Source organism: Ferrovibrio sp., from assembly GCF_025869515.1.
Lineage (GTDB): Bacteria > Pseudomonadota > Alphaproteobacteria > Ferrovibrionales > Ferrovibrionaceae > Ferrovibrio.
In genome coordinates this window covers 55,493-72,869 of sequence record NZ_JAOZVR010000042.1, presented here as the reverse complement: position 1 = coordinate 72,869, position 17,377 = coordinate 55,493, and the positions used below count along the sequence as shown (strand labels likewise).

The following is a 17,377-nucleotide window of genomic DNA, read 5'->3' as shown; positions in this document are numbered from 1 at the left end:
AGTGCTTCGTTTACATGCTGGCGCATGTGCCGAAGCAGCTTGTCAGGGGCGATGCCCCGTGAACCCCGATAGGAGTCTCGATTGCCACCTTCGAAACCTTCACCCCCACAGCCATACGACGGCACTACATGCCGCGTGCTGGCCTCTTCCTCTCGGTCGGGGGGACAGTCTGCGACGCTGGCTGACGCGTACACTGCGGTCCGGCTGCCAGCCGAACTGAAGGAGCGACTGCGCCGCGCTGCTGAGCGTGAACAGTTGTCTATGGCGACACTGATACGGCGAGCATTGGAGGCTTGTTACGGTGCCCCAAATCGGGTGATCCGCCGCCGGTATGACCGCCTTCAAGCCGAGGAAATTACGGTTGCCCGTTCGCTTGCCGCGCAGTTGGGGCGGGCGGGAGGTCTGCTAAAGCTGGCGCTGTCCCGTAGCGGTTCGGCCGACCGAGTGGCGCTCGGACGTGTGCTGGAAGAGGTGCGTAAAACAGGACGCGTTGTCCGCGAACTCGTTAACTTGGTGGGAGACCGGGAGGCAGGAAGGTGATTCTCACCAGCAATTTTAATAGCTCCGCCCAAAATCTCGCCAGGCACCTTTTGAAGCCGGAGAACGAAGAAGTCACACACCTTCCGGGTCGCCACGTGCTGTCGGACGACCTGGAATCTCAACTGACTGAGATTGCGGCGCTGTCTGGCAGAAAACGACTATGGCACGTCACCTTTAACCCAGATCGTCCCATGACTGATCAGGAGTGGGATCTGGCTGTTGGTCTGTACGAGATGGAGTTTGGTCTGGCGGACGTCCCTCGGGCGGCGGTGCAACATGCCAAACCCGGCGATGGAATAGACCGAGCGCGGCACCGTCATTTGGTTTGGGCCACCGAGGATCCGATATTAGGTTTCAAGTTTAGGGACAGATTTTCGAAGGTTCGCGGTGAGAAGGTAGCGCGCCTGATCGAATTCAGCCTCGGAATGACGCCGACGAAGGGCGCTCATAACAAGGCGATCCAGCGGGCACTTGCGACAGAGAATCCAGCTGCAGCTAGTTGGCTAGCGGCAGGGGACTTCGACAAGGGCTCTCGGCCCGTTGCCGAATTGACCTCGGCCGAGCGAGAAATGAAGAAGCGGACCGGCGACGATCCCCGCGACCTCAGAGCCGCATTGCTCGCCGCCTGGCTGGCCGCCGACAACTCCCCGACCGTGCTTATCAAACAGCTCGCCGAGCGTGGTGTAATGCTGCAAAAGGGCGAGCGCAGGGGTTTGGTCCTAGTTCGGTCATCCAATGGCGCGGTCCAAGAGGTTGGACGAGCACTCAACCAAGCTCTTAGAGCCAATGGCCTGCCTCGGATCGAGGCAGGCCAGATCAACAAGTTAAGGGCTACTCTTTACCCCACCGCTTACACCGAAGCGATGACGGCGTACGAAATGCGTCGGTTAAAACCTCTGCGGATTCGGGCTAAACGGCCGGCAGAGGTAAATGCTGTCATTCGTGGTCCGCAGACCAATAGAGCCAAGGCCGGTTACAAGGTGATGCGGCTGGCGCTTCTATATGGCATCGAAGTGGATGATCTGCCCGATGATATTGGTGACATCATCGGGTTTATTGATGGGAATACGGTAAAATCCCGCAGTGGCGCGCTCATAACTGACCGAGGCGAGACGATCAACGCCACTGCGCCGCGCAGTAAGTTGCTAGAAGACGACGCTATCAGGTTGATGATCGAGATTGCTGCGGCCAAAGGTTGGCAGCAAGTGACGCTAGACGGGTCGCCCGAGTTCAAAGCAAGGGCGGCAAAGGTGCTGGCTGAAAAAGGGATCCAAGTACTGAAGCAGGAAATGGAGAGGACGGATGTCAATATTTACAAGGGTAAACGTTCAGCGCATGCCCACCCGGAAGGCGCTGAAGCTAACCATGCAAGACGGCCAGGAAATGCGGGAATGGCTGAAAGAGCAAGAGCACGCCCATAACTTCGCCAAAAAGAAAGCGGAACAGCGGGAATGGGACCTGTGGACCGCCAAGAACCAGAAAGAGGAAGAGGGGGAGGGCGGCAGCGATGGTGGTGAAGGCAAGCGGTGGGCTTCCCCTGCCGAATTCAGGCAGAGGTCGGAAGAAGAACGGGGAAAGGTTCTGAGCACCATCTTGGAGCGCGCTCAGACACCCAACCGGGAATCAAATGGCTTTGCTCAGAAACTAATGGAGGCAGTCGGAATTCGCTGGAGACGTTAGGAAGCCGTTGGCAAGCTGAATACGCTTGTACTCGCAGAAATGAGTCGCGTGCTACATCAAGAAGTACTTTTCCCTTGAGCCATGAATCCCAGCCCTGATATCCAGAAACTGAAACCAGATCAAAGGGGGAGAGTATGGATTTCAACGGCTTCAAATTTACGAAAACTACTGGCGAGGTCTATTCCGCCGATTTGTATTCTGAAACAAGAGTCGGTGGCGTCAACGGAAACGTGTCATCGTCTGTAACGAATCTACGTCACTATTGGATCCGTACCGACGAAGGCAGAGAGTTTGAATTTAAAGGGCCAATCGAGATTGCCAATATTGGTCACCAGGTAACCTTGTGCGTCGTTGGACGCAGCAATCGCTCTGCACCTTACTTCGTTGCCAATCACGCTACCGACAAGGGCTTCCTGTTGAATGGAAGCTTTGTAGATGGGCATTTTAGCAACGTGTTCATAGTAGCCGCCTTGGTCATCGGCGGGGTGTTTTTTGGATTTTTAGGTTTATTGGCAGGAAATGTCGGGGTGACGATAGGCGCCTTGGGTGCCATCGCGCTTGGGGCTATTATCTCGGTCAACAATGGTCGGCAGCTGCAAACGTTTCAAAAGGCGATACTCGATTATTCGTGGGGAAGGCTGGGGTAAATGGGAAAAAGGAGTGAGGTCCTCAGCAAGGAGGAAGCAGAAGCAGTTTCTGCTGTCGCGAAGACCAGTGATAGGGCGATTGAGGCGCTACAGCAATTTGGTGGCTTTCTTGGGAAAGTATTCGGGACGGTCCCAGAAGACACTATTGGCCTGTTTGGCGACTATCTTCGGCATTTGCGTATTCGAAACTTTTCACGGATGCAGCAGCGAACCGAAGAAATATTAGCCGGCAGACCGAACGTCGAAATCGAAGCGGTGTCACCGACTATTGCAATACCACTTCTGTCTGCCGCTCAAGATGAAAGCCGGCCTGAGCTTCAGGAGCTGTGGGCACGTCTGCTGGCAAATGCGATGGACAAGAACGCACCGACAATACGTCAATCGTACATCGACGCTCTTAAGAAATTCGACCCTGCGGATGCAGTGGTCCTAAAGACCCTGCATAGTAGAAGCAATCTTTCTATGAAGCCGGAGGAAATGAATAATCTCAGTGCCGCAATTAGCTTGGCTCCTGATGAAATCACGGTATCACTTGACCGATTGGTGGACCTTGGCTGTGCTCATAAACATCAGGCCGGATACCTAACATACTACCTGCTCCCTTTTGGAAGACTGCTGCTAAATGCCTGTGCTTAAAATTGGGCTGTATCGAGGGGTGGACCATTCGCTGTCCGCACATCAGGTATTAGTGGGCAGAGAGATCAATGCTCAGGTGGTAAGGCGGCAATAACGCGTCGAGCAACCCGCCTGTTGCATTTGGCCTCCATAGCCAAACTAGAAATGGACACCTGTACTCCGGCTTCTAAGAGGCATGAATAGATGGCCTGCACACGTGCATCCGATGCAGCCTTTCTCTTTATTGATGCGATAATGCCTCCGCGTTGAAGGGCAGACTTCAATGCCAGTCCGGTCAGGATGGTCTTGCTTCCGGTGTATCGGGTCCAAACCCACTTGGCGACAGATTTAGCCGTTGATTTGACCTCCGTATGAGGCAACGGGTAATCGAACTTGGCATTGAGTTCATAAGCAGTTTTTAGAACCGAAACCTTCCAATGATCTTGGTTCGAATAGTGGGCAAAGTTTCGATATGCCCAGTGGCGTAACCAGTCAAACAGTTGGCAATTGCGACCTAGAGCAGTCCCAACGTCGTTTGTCGGCTTGCCCTTGAGATTCCCAAGACTGAAACCAACGCGGTCGGCCATTTCTTGGAGTGTGACCGGCTTTCCGCTCCATGCCTGGACATCCCAATCTTCCTCGCCATTGAGTAGTGGGTTCTTTGTAAGAAGGCCGCTGTATCCAGGATCTGCCTGCAGAGCTTCTCGGAGTGCACCTGCTACACCCGCCAGGAACCATTTTGGCTTAGGACGAGCATCGTAGCCGGTAAGCACGGGTGTTGAGAGTCGCCAGACAATATGATGGCGACGCGTCTGGCGCGTTGCAGCGATCCAACTCGGGGCGGGTAGGCCAATGTGGCGAAACCGGTACTCGTCATCATGGTCGCAGTCAAAAATCAGGTAATTGACACGAGCCGTATGGTTGATCGCAATTTTCTTGAACGTCACGGCCTCTTCACGAGGTCGGCGTTGATTATCTCGGTATAGGCGATCGTTCGCGCAGTAGGTCCACTTAGGAATCTGCGACAACGACAGGACGGGAAGCGCGGACATTGCCGGCGCCTGGAAGCGCCGCCGCTTGACGGAATTCCGAATCTAACCTATATAGCGGTTAGCCGGAATGTCGAGCCGGCGGCATGCCTCTTAAGCCCGCTGGATCCACCTGGCGGGCTTAAGTTTTTCTAGGGCAGATTTGCTGATGGCGAATTGCATTGCGCGACCTCGATAGACCGGAGGTGTGCGGCGCTTGCATCCGCAACGCTTGTCGAGCTTTCGACCTAGCCTGGCGATCCACCTTGGGACTTCGACCGCCTGCCGGTATGCCTTTGCGCAGTTACACCTTGCTTCCGCGCCTTGAGGCAATTTGGGACGCGGCCAGTGACGGCCGCTTCAAGGCTCCAATCGCTCTCCTAGCCGGTCCACAGTCTGCCGGGTGTCGAAGCCGGCGCGCGGATAGGTGCTCATTGGAGCTCGGTCAGGATCGCAGACTCTTCGTGAAACTGCAATCAAAGTCACCGGAAATATCTATTGGCTGGACAAAAACTGGAAAAATCATCTAAAAGCTATTGGCGGTATGTTGGAAAAAATGAAGTAAAAACAACGCTTCAGAGGGGCCGTCAAAAACGGCGTTCTCTTCCCGTTGGGGTCGCCAAGCGCGACGGACGCCCGCACATTCCCTGACCATGCTCCCGCAGCCTCAGCGGGCCGCTGTGCCGGCGCGCAGGAGACCGGCCTCGCGGTAATAGGCCAGCGCGCCCGGATGGATCGGGATGACAGCCTCACTCGGCACCATATCCTTGACGGACAGGGTCGCCAGCGCGGGATGCAGCCGCCTGAAATCGTCGAAATGCTCGAACACCGCTTTCACCATGGCATAGGCCAGCCGGTCCGGCTGGCTGCTGGAGGTGATCAGGATGGCCCGCGTGCCGATGGTCGCCACATCCTCGGGATTGCCGGCATACATGCCGCCGGGGATGACGGTGGCGGTGTAAAAGGCATGCGCGGCGAGCAGCCGGTCGATCGGCGGGCCGGCCACGCGCACCAGTCTTGCCGGGCAGCCGGTCGTGGCTTCCTGGGTCAGGCCGTTGGGATGTCCGGCCTGGAAGATGATCGCATCGACGAGGTTGTTGCACAGCGCCGGATTCTGCTCGGCCGGTCCGAATTCCAGCGCATGCTCCGGATTCGGGATCGACTGGCGGTAAAACCCGAGCACGACATCGCGGGTGAAGCCATATCCGGCCCCGCTTTTGCCGATGCCGATGCGCCGGCCATGCAGGTCTTCGAAGTCGCGAATGCCGGTATCGGCGCGCACGATCGCGGTAAAGGCTTCCGGGTAGAGCGCAATCAGCATGCGCAGCTTCGGATCGGGACCGGCGGCGGCAAACGGCCCCTCGCCATGAAAGGCCGCATAGGCAAGATCGGTCTGCGACAGGCCGAAGGCGGCCTTGCGGGTTTCGATCCGCCGGATATTCGCCACCGACCCTTCGGAACTCACCGCCAGGCAGGGCGTCGTCTGCTGTGCGTCTGGCAGATTGAACATGCGGCAGATCGCATTGCCGACCGGATGATAGATGCCGCCGGGCGTGCCGCTGGCGAGCGTGACCGGGGGAGGGGCGAGCACGACGGACACGGCGGCGCAGCCGGCAACCGCGCCCGCCAGGATGATGGCCGCTAGCCGCAATGGGGTTTTAAAAATCAGCGCAGGCTTCAAAGTCATCACGGGCGCTCCCTTGTTCGCCGCATCGGCGCCTCACAGGTCCAGCTGGTACTGGATATGCGATCCGTCGCGCTCGAACTCGCCGCGGACCCACAGGTTCTTCTCGTCGTACCAGATACTGCCGGCAAGATAGGGCGTGATCAGCGTATAGCGCGTCACGGCAATCTGCCGGCCCGCGATCACGATCTGCTCGTCGGCGAATTTGCGGGCGCTCACGCCGATGATGCCGCCGTATTGCGCATCGACCAGCGTGGTCTGTTCCAGCACGGCCGGAGTCCACAGGCTGTTCGAGGTCAGGGTCGCAGCCGGAGCGATGAAAGGCCCGCCCTTGCTCACCACGCGAAAGCCCTGCGGTGTCGCCACGCCATCGACGCGAAGGGTTTCGCCGTGCTCCACCGTTTCGCTGCGCAGGCTCATCAACTGTCCGTCGCGCCAGATTTCGGTCGAGCTGTGGCTGAACCGGAACATGGTGAAAAAGGCGGCTTTGACCAGCAGGCTGATCCGGGTGCTCACCTGCGTCTCGCCGGTTGCCGATGAATACAGGATTGTGTGGGCGCCGATCCGGCTGCCCTTGTAATACACCGAGAATTGCCGCTGATCCGCGGCGCTGGGCAGGACGATGGCGGTTGCCGCGCATGCGATACGAGGCAGCAGATGGATCGCCACGCCAGCGCAGCCGGCCATCAAAACGCCGCGTCGCGACAGGGGTCTCCGGCGCGGCCTGTTGGGATGGATGGATTTGGTTCCATCGGAAAGCATGTTTATTTGCACGGCCCTTGCTGGGATATGGCTTCGTCAGAAAACGGCAGGTCATCCGACGCGATTCTGCGCGGTGAATTTTCCGATTTGTCTTTGGATCGGTCGAAGCGAAGCGTATCATACAAACGATAAAAGCCATGGACAAAGCGATGTTTGTGCCATGTGCGCCGGCGCCGTTCCGGTAATCGCTTCTCGACAGACATCCGACATGACACGCTTTCTCTTAGCCGCCGCAGCGCTGATGCGGCGTGTGATGCTGCTGCGCGACCTGAGCGCGTTCGACACTGCAACGGAAGAGAGATTTGACTATGCTGAGAACTATACTGATCGTCGTCCTTGTTCTTGTCCTGCTGTCGTTCATCAGCGGCTTCATGGGATTCATGCCGCCGCATTTCGGCTATGGCGGCGGCGGCCTCGGACTCATCATCCTGATCATCCTGCTCGTATTGCTGCTCCGGGGGCGTGTGTGATCGTGTTGCCCAAGAGCCGTTAATGGCTGCGGAGTGCTGCTCCTGATCTAAATCAAGGGCGCCGGGGGCGGTGTCTGCTTTCATGCTCCCCGGGCTGCAGTTTCCTCCTGGACAGTGAATGATCGGCGACGGTTTCGGATGGCTGAACGACCAGCTGCTGCGCATGCAGTGGCTGGCCGATCTGGTGACGTTGCTGCTGCGCGACGGCTTCGGCCTGGATACCGCCGGCCGCATCGGCGCCAGCATCCATTTCTTCATCTACGACGTGATCAAGATCTTCATCCTGCTGGGCGTGCTGATCTTCGGCATGTCCTATATCCAGAGCTATTTCCCGCCCGAGCGCACCCGGCGCATTCTCGGCGGCGTCAGCGGCCTGCCGGCCAATATCCTCGCCGCGCTGCTGGGCACGGTGACGCCGTTCTGCTCCTGCTCGTCGATACCGATTTTCATCGGCTTCACCAGCGCCGGCCTGCCGGTCGGCATCACCTTTTCCTTCCTGATTTCCTCACCGCTGGTCGATCTCGCCTCGGTCATCCTGCTGGCCAGCATTTTCAGCTGGCCGATCGCGCTGGCCTATGTCGTCGTCGGCCTCGTCATCGCTGTCGTCGGCGGCACGCTGCTCGGCCGCGCCGGCATGGACCGCTATGTCGAGAGTTTCGTCTTCCGCAACCCGGTGATAGCGCATGACGGCGCCGAGGCTGCGCTGACGCGCCGCGAGCGGCTGCAGTTCGCGCGGGACCAGGTCGCCGATATCGTTTCCCGCGTCTGGCCTTATATCCTGATCGGCGTCGGTATCGGCGCGGCCATCCATAACTGGATTCCGCAAGACCTGATCGCGGCGCTGCTCGGTCAGGACAAATGGTGGTCGGTGCTGCTGGCGACGCTGGCCGGCGTGCCGATGTATGCCGATATCTTCGGAACGCTGCCGATTGCCGAGGCGCTGGTCGCCCACGGCGCCGGGCTGGGCACGGCGCTGGCCTTCATGATGGCGGTCACCGCGCTCTCGCTGCCGTCGCTGATCCTGCTGAAACGGGTGGTCAGGCTGCCGCTGCTGGCCGCCTTCACCGGCATCGTCACCGCCGGCATCATCGGCATCGGTTACCTGTTCAATGCCTTCGGCTATCTGTTTCTGTGAAGGAGACCGCAATGATCATCAAGATTCTGGGATCGGGCTGCAAGAAATGCGTCGCGCTCGGCGACAATGCCAAAGCGGCGGCGGTGACGGCGGGCAGGGAAGCCGAGATCGTCAAGGTGACCGACTTTGCCGATATCGCGTCCTATGGTGTGATGTCGACGCCGGGGCTGGTGATCGATGAAAAACTCGTCTCCAGCGGCAAAGTCCTGAGCGCGGACGAGATCGGGGTTATCCTCGCCAGGCTGTAGATGAGGGGAGAAATCATGGACCCATTCATGCAGGCCGCCATCGACGAGGCCCGCGCCGGGCTGGCCGAGGGCGGGATTCCCATCGGTTCGGTGATCGTGCATCAGGGCCGCATCATCGGGCGCGGCCATAACCGCCGGGTGCAGCAGGGCAGCGCCATTCTGCATGGCGAGATGGATGCCTTCGAGAATGCCGGCCGCCAGAAGGCCAGCGTCTATCGTGCCGCCACGCTCTACACCACGCTGTCGCCCTGCGCGATGTGCAGCGGCGCCATCCTGCTCTACGGCATCCCCAGGGTGATCGTCGGCGAGAACCGCACGTTCATGGGCGAGGAAGACCTGCTGCGCAGTCGCGGCGTGGCCGTCGAGGTGCTGCAGGACGCCACCTGCATCGACCTGATGCGCGGTTTCATCGCCGCGAAGCCGGAATTGTGGAACGAGGATATCGGCGTCTGAGGTGGCGCCGCGCCGGTTGCAGCCGGCCGGGCGGCGCGGGCACTGCTGCCTGTTTTCTGCGGCGATCTGCAAAGAATTCGTCAGATTTGTATCCGATCTGAAAACTATTGCAGATTGCGGTTAAACCGGACCGGGCGGTATAATTCGCCTGACAACCATGGCCGCGCCAACCAAACTCGCTCAGCTTAACGATCTGCTGAACAAAGCGGAGCTGCATGGCGTGGCCATCATCCGCAGGATGGCCGAGCCCGACACCTTCGCCGCCAGCTTCGACAATTTCCGCAGCTATATCGACGAGATCGACAAATTCTATGTGCTGGTCGACCTGGTGGAAGACCAGCTGCCGCTGTTCGAGCCGGCGCGGCGCGACAAGCTCGCGCATAACCTGGTGAACCTGCGCTGGCAGGTCTGCATCGTCGAGGTCAATGCCACCCGCATCTTCATCCTGCGGGTCGGCGAGCAGGGCCGCAGCATGCCCTTCGGCAGCCGCGACTTCCTGCTGCGCCGCCGCGACCGCCTGAGCGACATCGCCGGTTTCCACGACCGTTTCGGCGAGGCCCATACCCTGCCGAGGATCGAGACCGAGCTGGTCGACACCGTGCGGCGCCTGCTGGATAACGCCATCGGCAAAAGCAACTCGCTGCCCGATCTGCTGGCCGAGGCCATGCAGCAGAGCAGCCAGGACCTGGTCGCCGCGGCGCAGCCGCGCCTGCGCGCGCCCAGCGAATTCGGCGGCGTGACGCAGAAACGCAAGCCGGTCGAGTTCAAGGTCAAGATCGTCTACGGCAGCTACTATGCCGATGGCGTGTCGGTGCAGGCGGTGGCCGAGGCCTGCGCGGAGTCGAAGATGACGCTGGAAGACCTGGCGCTGAAACTCGGCCTCAACCGCACCCAGCTCGGCCTGATCCTCAACGGCGCCGATCCGATGACCAAGCGGATCTACGACGAGCTGCGCGACTTCCTGCGCAAGAGCTGAGCGCGGCGCGACAGCGCTGCATACCATCGTATCTTTCGCAGACTGGCCGGACCGCCCGGCCGTGATTTAGATTGCGTCGCAGTGAAACTGCGCTTCACTGTCCCGCGGGGAATATGGGGGGAACAGGCGATGCGGTATCAGCTGCGGCCGGCGCAAGGCGACATCTTGCGCGCGATTTTTGCCTTTCTGTTCATGACGATTGTATCGGGCTGCGCCGTTACGCCGGGTGATCAGGCGATGACCGCGCCGGGCGCGGCCTGTTCCATCAAGGACGGCGAGCCTCTGCCTGAAAACAAGGTCTATCGCCATCTCGTCGTCGCCGACGATCACGGACGCCTGGCCTACAAGGAAGATATGGCGGCGCGGGTCAACGCTCTGCTGGACGAGCAGTGGGCATTGGGGCGCCGGAAGCTTCTGATTTACGTTCATGGCGGACTGAACAGCGAAAAAGCCATCGTTGAGGCGGGTGACCTCACGAAAATTGTCGATGCGATGGCGGAAGACGGACATATCCCGCTTTTTCTGCTGTGGCGCACCGGCGGCCTGGAGACCTGGTGGGAGCAGACCTCGCGCGTGCGCGGCGGCCAGCGCTTCGAGCGGACGATCTGGGACACCCCGGTCTATATCGCAACCGATCTGGCCCAGGGTGTGGTCCGTGCCCCGGTCACCTATCTCAAGCAGATGGGGCGGGTTTTCGATTATTATGAGTCGTCACCCGAACACGGCTGGAAGCTCGCGGGGGAGCCGGGCCGTTATGCTGAAGGCAAGGTGGGCAGACGCAGCAACATCATTGTCCACGGCAATGTCGACCACGAGCATCCGAAACTGTCGGAGCAAGCGAGTTACGCGCTCACCTTTCCCGGCCGGGTGATATCATCGCCTTTCGTCGACTCTCTCGGCACAACCGCGTGGGAAAACATGCTGCGGCGGGCGCGCACCGTGATCCATCAGACGGCGGAATTCGACCCCGCATGTGTCTATGAAGGATCGCCGTTAGCGGAGAAGCTGCTGGCGGAGCCGCGTGGTACTGGCGCATTTGCCGAGCTGTTTGTCGCAATTGAGAAGTGGAATGCCGGGAAGGCTAAGGAGAGAGAACAACTTCAGATCACGTTGATCGGCCACAGCATGGGCACGATCATACTCGGCGACGTGATCCGCCTGTTTCCCGGTCTGTCCTATCGCGACATCGTCTATATGGGCGCGGCAACCAGCATCGCGGAATTCTCACGATCCGTGGTTCCGTATCTCCGCGATCATCCGGATGCGCGCTTTTATAACCTGATGCTGCATCCGCAACGGGAAGCGATGGAGCTGACGGCTGGCGGAGCTGTGCCAAGCGGCAGCCTGCTGGAATGGATCGACGAGATGTACGAGCCGCCCAAGACCATTCTGGATCGCACGTTGGGGAAATGGCGTAACGTCAGGATGACGCGCGCGATCCTGCCGCAGGATGTGAGTGGCCAGGTTGTCCTCAAGGTTTTCGGCCAGGGTCCCGGCGAACCGCTCAAGCATGGCGCTTTCAATGACGCCGGAAACTGCTTCTGGAATCCCGGCTACTGGACCGTGCCCGAGTTCAAACCGGAGCAGACAAAACTGATTGAACCCTGGCCTAAATTCGATTGGGAGGCCTGGGGCCGTCTGCGACCGAGGGTGATAACAGAGTGTTTCGATACCCTGGGCGACGAATTCATGCGCAAGACACCGGAGCAAAGGGCGCTTTGATTCGCTGCCTTACAGTGTTTTCAGCACCGCGCGCAGCGTCGCTTCGTCCGGCGCGCCGTTGAAGGCAATCGCTGTCAGTTCCAGCGCCTTCTGGTTGGCCTGCACCGCAACCGGGGCAAAGCCCGCGTCTTTCAGCCTGGCCTTCAGCGTGTCGCGGGTGAAGCCGGTGCGATGCGCCATGTAGCTGCGGCCCCGGGCGAGATCGCGGCGCCAGCCATACAGGATGTCGATGGCGGCAATCGGCCCGGCCGCCACGGTATAGAGCGTGTCTTCCAGCCGGCCCTCCGCGACATGGCGGCAGACCTCCTGCAGGTCCGGCGTCGCGATCAGGGCAAAGCCGGCGGGTTTCAGCACGCGGCGGAATTCATTCAGCGCCTGGGCCACCTCATGCGCTTCGACATGCTCGATATTATGTGACGACCAGATGGCGTCGACCGAGGCGGCCGGCACCGCATGCATGTCGGTCATGCTGCCGACGATGTCGGGCTTCACCTCGGGGTCGATATCGAGCCGCAGCTCGCGCCAGTCCGGCTGGCGGAAGGTGGCATGCAGCGGGCTGGCATCGCGCGGGCCGCAGCCGACATGCAGAACGGTTTTCATCACGCGTGGTCCCACCCGGAGCAGCGGCAGGCGACTCCGGCCCGCCATCGGCAGGCAGCATTCTGTGGGCAGGCTCCGCGGAAAGCCAGCTTGTGGGCAGGGCATAAAGTTGCTATTATGTTCCTATCTCAATTCGGCGCTTGGGGCAAGCGGAAAGGTGCGAATAAGCCCGGAATAAGCGCCGATAAGCCTCGTTTAAGCCCCGTTTAAGCCTTGGTAAGCCCGGCATAAGCCGGAATAGACACCGGATAAGCCGGAATAAGGCCGGATAAGCATCGGATAAGGCCGGTTTGATAGCAGTGATATCATTCCGGCACGGCCGGTGTGGAAACGGTCCGGCTGCGCTGGGCAAGGCGGCAGGGGACGGCTAGGGTGCCGCCATGATTCGCGTCACCCCCCGCATCAGCCTCGATCCGCGCGAGATCGAGATCAGCTTCGTCCGCGCCTCCGGCCCCGGCGGCCAGAATGTCAACAAGGTGTCGACGGCGGTGCAGCTGCGTTTCGACGTGCGGCGGTCGCAGGCGTTTTCCGACGATGTGCGCGCCCGGCTGGAAAAGCTGGCCGGCAGCCGGCTGACCCTGGACGGCGTGCTGGTGATGACCGCACAGCAGCATCGCAGCCAGGAGCGCAACCGCCAGGATGCCATCGACCGCCTGGTGGCGCTGATCCAGACCGCCGCCGTGGCGCCGAAGCCGCGCCGGGCCACGCGGCCGACCCTGGGGTCGAAAAAGCGCCGGCTGGAATCCAAGACCAAGCGGTCCGGCGTGAAGAGCATGCGCTCGCGGCCCGGTATGGAATGACACGAAACATCATGTCTGCCGCCTTCATGCCACATTCGCCGGGCAAGACGGCCAGGCCTCACCCTGTAAAGATGGGCTTCCGCCTGATGTCCCCGAAAATTTCCGCTGCCGCCTTCGTTGCCACCCTGCTGGCTGCGCCGCTCAGCTTCGCGGCCGATCCGCCCGATCTCGCCAAGCAGGCTGAGCCGCAGGTCGGCATCTTCAGTTTCGTGCTGGAAAACGATCTTTTTTACAACACCGACCGCCGCTACACGAGCGGCGCGCGGTTCAGCTACCTGACGCCGAAGAATGCCGAACCCGAATGGCTGCGCGACCTGGCCTATGAAGTGCCGATGCTGCGCTGGCACAGCGATATCCGCGTCGAATATGCCCTCGGCCAGAATATGTACACCGCTTCCAACAAGCTGCTGCGCGATCCGCCGGCAACCGACCGGCCCTATGCCGGCTGGCTGTATGGCTCGGTCGGCGTGGTGGCGCGCACTGGCCAGGTGCTCGACCAGTTCCTGGTCAGCGTCGGCGTTGTCGGTCCGGCATCGATGGCGCAGGAGACGCAGGACTTCATCCATTCCATCGTCAACTCGCCGGAAGCCCAGGGCTGGGACACCCAGCTCAGGAACGAACCGACCCTGCAGTTGACCTATCAGCGCAGCTGGCAGTCGCCGGAATTCAAGCTGCCGGCCGGCTTCGGTATCGATGCCACGCCGCATGCCGGCGCCGCCATCGGCAATGTCTACGACTACGCCAATATGGGCATGATGTTCCGTTTCGGCCAGAACCTGCCGATCGACTACGGCCCGCCGCGCGTGCAGCCCAGCCTGCCGGGTTCGGGTTATTTCGAGAAGGCGCCGGGCGGTATCGGCTGGTATCTGTTCGCCGGCGTCGACGGCCGCGCGGTGGCGCATAACATCTTCCTCGACGGCAACACCTTCCGCAGCAGCCGCAGCGTGAACAAGGAAACCTTCGTCGGCGATGCCCAGTTCGGCCTCGCTGTCGTCGTCGACGGCGTGCGCCTGGCCTATACGCATGTGCTGCGTACCCGCGAATATGAAGGCCAGGATGCCAGCGACCAGTTCGGCGCCTTCAGCGTGTCATTTGCTTTCTAGCCGGTCAGTAACGGCAGCCCGGTTTCGGCTCGCGCGGTTGTGACCCGATATCGCTTGCCCGGGATCGCGATTTACGGGAATTTTATGCCCATGCGCCGCCCCGGTTTTCTTTCCCGCCTGTATCAGGCCGCCCTGGCGGCTGTCCTGGTGCTCGGCCTCATGCCTGCTGTCCAGGCTCAGGCGCCGCTTTCGGGCAACGACCTGGTGCAGGCCGAACTGCTCGCCGAGCCGCAGAGCATCCGCGCCGGCGAGGCTTTCTGGCTCGGCATCCGTCTGCGCATGGCGGAGCACTGGCATACCTACTGGCGCAATCCGGGCGATTCAGGACTGGCCACCGAAATCCGCTGGACCCTGCCGCCGGGCTTCAGCGCCGGGCCGATCGTCTGGCCGGTCCCCGAGCGCATTCCGGTCGCGCATCTGGTCAACTATGGCTACGACGGCGAAATCCTGCTGCTGACGCAGATCACGCCGCCGGCGGCACTGCCATCCGGTGAGCTGGCGCTGAAGGCCGATGTGAACTGGCTGGTCTGCCAGAAAGAATGCATCCCCGGCGAGGCCGCGCTCGATCTCGCATTGCCCACGGGTACAGGCGGCGCCAGTCCCGCCACCGCCGCCGCCTTCGATGCCGCGCGGCAGAAAATAGCGCAGGCCTCGCCCTGGTCGGCGCGGATAGAAACCGGCAGCGATGGCTATGTGTTGCATGTCGCCGTGCCGGGCCTGCGGGCAGATCGCATTCACAGCGCCGCCTTCCTGCCGCATCAGGAAGCGATGATCGAACATGCCGCGCCGCAGGCCTTCAAGGTCGAGGCCGACCGGCTGACCCTGACGCTGAAGCGCGGCAGCTTTGCCGCGGCCGGCCTGCCGCAGCAGACCGGCGGCCTGCTGGTGCTCACCGAAGATACCGGCGGCACGCAGCAGCGGCAGGCTTTCGAATTCGCCGAGATCGCCTATGGCGCACCGGCAGCCACGGTCAGTGCAGCAGGCTGGAGCACCATCCTGCAGGCGGCCCTGCTTGCCATGCTGGGCGGCATCTTGCTCAACCTGATGCCCTGCGTCTTCCCGGTGCTGTCGATCAAGATTCTCGCCCTGGTGAGCCATGCAGGCGCGGGCAGGGCGCAGATGCGCCGCCATGGCATGGCCTATATGCTCGGCATCCTGCTCAGTTTCGGCGCGCTGGCCGGACTGCTGCTGGGTCTGCGGGCGACCGGCGCGCAGATCGGCTGGGGCTTCCAGCTGCAGATGCCGCTGGTGATTGCCGTGCTGGCCTATCTGCTGTTCGCCATGGGTCTCAGTCTGTCCGGTGTCTTTCATGTCGGCGGCAGCTTTGCCGGCATCGGCGAGGCGCTGACGCGGCGCGGCGGTTATCAGGGCTCGTTCTTCACCGGCGTGCTGGCGGCCGTGGTCGCCACGCCCTGCACGGCGCCGTTCATGGGTGCTGCGACCGGCTTCGCGCTGACCCAGCCGGCCGCCATCGGCATGGCGATTTTCCTGGCACTCGGTTTCGGCCTGGCGTTGCCCTTCCTGGTCCTCACCTTCGTGCCGCAGCTCGCCGACCGCCTGCCGCGGCCCGGCCTGTGGATGGACCGCGTGAAGCAGGCCCTGGCTTTTCCGCTCTATGCCACCGTGGCATGGCTGATCTGGGTGCTGAGCCAGCAGGTCGGCGAAAAAGGCCTGCTCGCCGCCCTGCTGGGGCTGGTGCTGGTGGGGGCCGCTGCCTGGACGTTCAGTCTGCGCGGCCAGATGGCTGGCGCCACGGCCGGACTGCTTTTGCTGGTCACCGGCATCGCGCTCTATGGCGTGGCGCGCAACCCGGTGCGGTCGGCCGCTCCGCAGCAGGCCCAGATCGCGCCATCCGGCATCCGGACCGAAGCTTTCACCCGCGCCAGACTGGATACTCTGGTGGCGCAGCAGCAGCCGGTTTTCGTCAATATGACGGCGGCCTGGTGCATCACCTGCATGGTCAATGAACGTACCGCGCTGAGCAGCGACAGGGTGCAGGCGGCTTTCCGCGACCGCGACATCGTCTACATGAAGGGCGACTGGACCAACCAGGATCCGGAGATCACCCGCGTGCTGGAGCAGCATGGCCGCAGCGGCGTGCCGCTCTATCTCCTCTATGCGGCAGGGCAGACCGTCGTGCTGCCGCAGATTCTCACGCCGGCCATCGTGCTGGAGCATCTCGACCTGCTGGACCGTGTCGGTTCGCACGGCCGGCAGCCGCAAACCGCGTCTCTGTCCAACCTCTCTACGACAAGGAGTGTGCAACCATGACCGTCTCTCGTCGTTTCCTGCTTTCTGCCGCTGCCATCGGCGCCGCCGGACTTCTCGCCATGCCGCAGCTCGGTCTTGCCTCCGGCGTGACCGTGGGCCAGCCGGCGCCGGCCTTCACCGTCAAAGATACCAACGGCAAGACCGTGTCGCTGGCCGATCTCAAGGGCAAGACCGTGGTGCTGGAATGGTCGAACCACGACTGCCCCTTCGTGAAGAAGCATTACAGCGGTAACAACATGCAGGCGCTGCAGAAGAAGTGGACGGCGCAGAATGTCGTCTGGCTCACCATTGTCTCTTCGCCGGAGGGCGAGCAGGGCTATGTCCATCCTGCCCAGGCCAACAAGCTGACTACTGATCGCGGCGCGGCGCCGTCGGCCGTGCTGCTCGATCCGAAGAGCCAGATCGCCCGCGCCTATGGCGCGCAGGTAACGCCGCATATGTATGTGATCGACAAGACCGGCAGGCTCGCTTACGCCGGCGGCATCGATGACAAGCCCTCGACCCGGATCGATGACCTGGCCGGTGCGAAGAATTATGTCGATGCCGCGCTGAGCGAACTGGCCCAGGGCAAGCAGGTCAGCACCGCGACCTCGCGGCCCTATGGCTGCACGGTGAAATATGCGCCGCCGACGACTTGACCAGA

At 61.3% G+C, this 17,377-nt stretch carries 19 protein-coding genes; 15 read left to right on the top strand and 4 right to left on the bottom strand.

Translation table 11 applies throughout. The features are described 5' to 3' along the window. The first annotated feature begins 135 nt into the window (after window positions 1–135). The 5 genes from OJJ21_RS24395 to OJJ21_RS06335 all read left to right on the top strand — a co-directional run bounded on the left by OJJ21_RS24395 (window position 136) and on the right by OJJ21_RS06335 (window position 3,503). A complete protein-coding gene (locus tag OJJ21_RS24395; RefSeq protein WP_366092510.1) occupies window positions 136–540 on the top strand; it encodes a ribbon-helix-helix protein, CopG family in 405 nt (134 codons plus the stop codon). Then, the gene (locus OJJ21_RS06350) at window positions 537–1,961 is read left to right on the top strand and encodes an LPD7 domain-containing protein (RefSeq protein WP_297684288.1); all 1,425 of its coding nucleotides are present in this window, start codon (window positions 537–539) and stop codon (window positions 1,959–1,961) included. The genes OJJ21_RS24395 and OJJ21_RS06350 overlap by 4 nt, the downstream gene beginning before the upstream one ends. Then, window positions 1,906–2,220 carry a hypothetical protein gene (locus OJJ21_RS06345; protein ID WP_297684286.1) on the top strand — a complete coding sequence of 105 codons (315 nt, stop codon included), beginning with the start codon at window positions 1,906–1,908 and terminating at the stop codon, window positions 2,218–2,220. Before OJJ21_RS06350 ends, OJJ21_RS06345 begins: the two co-directional genes overlap by 56 nt. Window positions 2,221–2,354: 134 nt before the next feature. Further along, a complete protein-coding gene (locus tag OJJ21_RS06340; RefSeq protein WP_297684284.1) occupies window positions 2,355–2,867 on the top strand; it encodes a hypothetical protein in 513 nt (170 codons plus the stop codon). Beyond that, complete coding sequence (locus OJJ21_RS06335; protein WP_297684282.1) at window positions 2,868–3,503, top strand: Abi-alpha family protein; 636 nt, start codon at window positions 2,868–2,870, stop codon at window positions 3,501–3,503. Window positions 3,504–3,568: 65 nt separating this feature from the next. On the opposite strand, the gene OJJ21_RS06330 is transcribed toward OJJ21_RS06335, so the two are convergent. The 3 genes from OJJ21_RS06330 to OJJ21_RS06320 form a co-directional block, all read right to left on the bottom strand. Continuing rightward, window positions 3,569–4,534 (bottom strand): replication initiation protein, encoded by a 966-nt coding sequence (locus OJJ21_RS06330; RefSeq protein ID WP_297684280.1) that lies wholly within the window; start codon window positions 4,532–4,534, stop codon window positions 3,569–3,571. Between the two features lie 643 nt (window positions 4,535–5,177). Beyond that, window positions 5,178–6,197 (bottom strand): TAXI family TRAP transporter solute-binding subunit, encoded by a 1,020-nt coding sequence (locus OJJ21_RS06325; RefSeq protein WP_297684278.1) that lies wholly within the window; start codon window positions 6,195–6,197, stop codon window positions 5,178–5,180. 33 nt (window positions 6,198–6,230) lie between these two features. Then, window positions 6,231–6,881, bottom strand: coding sequence for a DUF6134 family protein (locus tag OJJ21_RS06320; protein ID WP_297684276.1), 651 nt, complete (start codon window positions 6,879–6,881; stop codon window positions 6,231–6,233). A gap of 383 nt (window positions 6,882–7,264) precedes the next feature. Here OJJ21_RS06320 and OJJ21_RS06315 point away from each other — a divergent pair, with 383 nt between their 5' ends. The 6 genes from OJJ21_RS06315 to OJJ21_RS06290 all read left to right on the top strand — a co-directional run bounded on the left by OJJ21_RS06315 (window position 7,265) and on the right by OJJ21_RS06290 (window position 11,960). Continuing rightward, on the top strand, window positions 7,265–7,426 hold the full coding sequence (locus OJJ21_RS06315; RefSeq protein ID WP_297684274.1) for a DUF3309 family protein: 162 nt from the start codon (window positions 7,265–7,267) through the stop codon (window positions 7,424–7,426). Between the two features lie 118 nt (window positions 7,427–7,544). Further along, the gene (locus OJJ21_RS06310) at window positions 7,545–8,561 is read left to right on the top strand and encodes a permease (protein WP_297684272.1); all 1,017 of its coding nucleotides are present in this window, start codon (window positions 7,545–7,547) and stop codon (window positions 8,559–8,561) included. Between the two features lie 11 nt (window positions 8,562–8,572). After that, on the top strand, window positions 8,573–8,809 hold the full coding sequence (locus tag OJJ21_RS06305) for a thioredoxin family protein (protein ID WP_297684270.1): 237 nt from the start codon (window positions 8,573–8,575) through the stop codon (window positions 8,807–8,809). A gap of 15 nt (window positions 8,810–8,824) precedes the next feature. Beyond that, entirely contained in the window at window positions 8,825–9,262 is a 438-nt protein-coding gene (locus OJJ21_RS06300; protein WP_297684268.1) for a nucleoside deaminase, read from the top strand. A gap of 157 nt (window positions 9,263–9,419) precedes the next feature. After that, a complete protein-coding gene (locus tag OJJ21_RS06295) occupies window positions 9,420–10,238 on the top strand; it encodes a hypothetical protein (protein WP_297684266.1) in 819 nt (272 codons plus the stop codon). 129 nt (window positions 10,239–10,367) lie between these two features. Continuing rightward, window positions 10,368–11,960 (top strand): hypothetical protein, encoded by a 1,593-nt coding sequence (locus OJJ21_RS06290; RefSeq protein ID WP_297684264.1) that lies wholly within the window; start codon window positions 10,368–10,370, stop codon window positions 11,958–11,960. Between the two features lie 9 nt (window positions 11,961–11,969). On the opposite strand, the gene OJJ21_RS06285 is transcribed toward OJJ21_RS06290, so the two are convergent. Further along, window positions 11,970–12,560: a methyltransferase domain-containing protein gene (locus OJJ21_RS06285; protein ID WP_297684262.1), complete on the bottom strand. Its 591-nt coding sequence runs from the start codon at window positions 12,558–12,560 to the stop codon at window positions 11,970–11,972. A 380-nt stretch (window positions 12,561–12,940) separates the two neighbouring features. Here OJJ21_RS06285 and arfB point away from each other — a divergent pair, with 380 nt between their 5' ends. The 4 genes from arfB to OJJ21_RS06265 all read left to right on the top strand — a co-directional run bounded on the left by arfB (window position 12,941) and on the right by OJJ21_RS06265 (window position 17,372). Beyond that, window positions 12,941–13,360 (top strand): alternative ribosome rescue aminoacyl-tRNA hydrolase ArfB, encoded by a 420-nt coding sequence (gene arfB / locus OJJ21_RS06280; protein ID WP_297684260.1) that lies wholly within the window; start codon window positions 12,941–12,943, stop codon window positions 13,358–13,360. Window positions 13,361–13,446: 86 nt separating this feature from the next. Beyond that, on the top strand, window positions 13,447–14,463 hold the full coding sequence (locus tag OJJ21_RS06275; protein WP_297684258.1) for a lipid A deacylase LpxR family protein: 1,017 nt from the start codon (window positions 13,447–13,449) through the stop codon (window positions 14,461–14,463). Between the two features lie 90 nt (window positions 14,464–14,553). Continuing rightward, the gene (locus OJJ21_RS06270; protein ID WP_297684256.1) at window positions 14,554–16,734 is read left to right on the top strand and encodes a protein-disulfide reductase DsbD domain-containing protein; all 2,181 of its coding nucleotides are present in this window, start codon (window positions 14,554–14,556) and stop codon (window positions 16,732–16,734) included. Continuing rightward, the gene (locus OJJ21_RS06265; RefSeq protein ID WP_297684254.1) at window positions 16,731–17,372 is read left to right on the top strand and encodes a thioredoxin family protein; all 642 of its coding nucleotides are present in this window, start codon (window positions 16,731–16,733) and stop codon (window positions 17,370–17,372) included. The genes OJJ21_RS06270 and OJJ21_RS06265 overlap by 4 nt, the downstream gene beginning before the upstream one ends. The last annotated feature ends 5 nt before the right edge of the window (window positions 17,373–17,377 follow it).

Bases quoted from the DNA above. Each gene is read 5' to 3' on its own strand.
- OJJ21_RS06275 (WP_297684258.1), top strand. From the start codon at position 13,447: ATGTCCCCGAAAATTTCCGCTGCCGCCTTCGTTGCCACCCTGCTGGCT.
- OJJ21_RS06315 (WP_297684274.1), top strand. From the start codon at position 7,265: ATGCTGAGAACTATACTGATCGTCGTCCTTGTTCTTGTCCTGCTGTCG.
- OJJ21_RS06330 (WP_297684280.1), bottom strand. From the start codon at position 4,534: ATGTCCGCGCTTCCCGTCCTGTCGTTGTCGCAGATTCCTAAGTGGACC.
- OJJ21_RS06325 (WP_297684278.1), bottom strand. From the start codon at position 6,197: ATGACTTTGAAGCCTGCGCTGATTTTTAAAACCCCATTGCGGCTAGCG.
- OJJ21_RS06310 (WP_297684272.1), top strand. From the start codon at position 7,545: ATGATCGGCGACGGTTTCGGATGGCTGAACGACCAGCTGCTGCGCATG.
- OJJ21_RS06265 (WP_297684254.1), top strand. From the start codon at position 16,731: ATGACCGTCTCTCGTCGTTTCCTGCTTTCTGCCGCTGCCATCGGCGCC.
- OJJ21_RS06295 (WP_297684266.1), top strand. From the start codon at position 9,420: ATGGCCGCGCCAACCAAACTCGCTCAGCTTAACGATCTGCTGAACAAA.
- OJJ21_RS06345 (WP_297684286.1), top strand. From the start codon at position 1,906: ATGCAAGACGGCCAGGAAATGCGGGAATGGCTGAAAGAGCAAGAGCAC.
- OJJ21_RS06300 (WP_297684268.1), top strand. From the start codon at position 8,825: ATGGACCCATTCATGCAGGCCGCCATCGACGAGGCCCGCGCCGGGCTG.
- OJJ21_RS06290 (WP_297684264.1), top strand. From the start codon at position 10,368: ATGCGGTATCAGCTGCGGCCGGCGCAAGGCGACATCTTGCGCGCGATT.
- OJJ21_RS06305 (WP_297684270.1), top strand. From the start codon at position 8,573: ATGATCATCAAGATTCTGGGATCGGGCTGCAAGAAATGCGTCGCGCTC.
- OJJ21_RS06340 (WP_297684284.1), top strand. From the start codon at position 2,355: ATGGATTTCAACGGCTTCAAATTTACGAAAACTACTGGCGAGGTCTAT.
- OJJ21_RS06285 (WP_297684262.1), bottom strand. From the start codon at position 12,560: ATGAAAACCGTTCTGCATGTCGGCTGCGGCCCGCGCGATGCCAGCCCG.
- OJJ21_RS06335 (WP_297684282.1), top strand. From the start codon at position 2,868: ATGGGAAAAAGGAGTGAGGTCCTCAGCAAGGAGGAAGCAGAAGCAGTT.
- OJJ21_RS06270 (WP_297684256.1), top strand. From the start codon at position 14,554: ATGCGCCGCCCCGGTTTTCTTTCCCGCCTGTATCAGGCCGCCCTGGCG.
- arfB (WP_297684260.1), top strand. From the start codon at position 12,941: ATGATTCGCGTCACCCCCCGCATCAGCCTCGATCCGCGCGAGATCGAG.
- OJJ21_RS06320 (WP_297684276.1), bottom strand. From the start codon at position 6,881: ATGGCCGGCTGCGCTGGCGTGGCGATCCATCTGCTGCCTCGTATCGCA.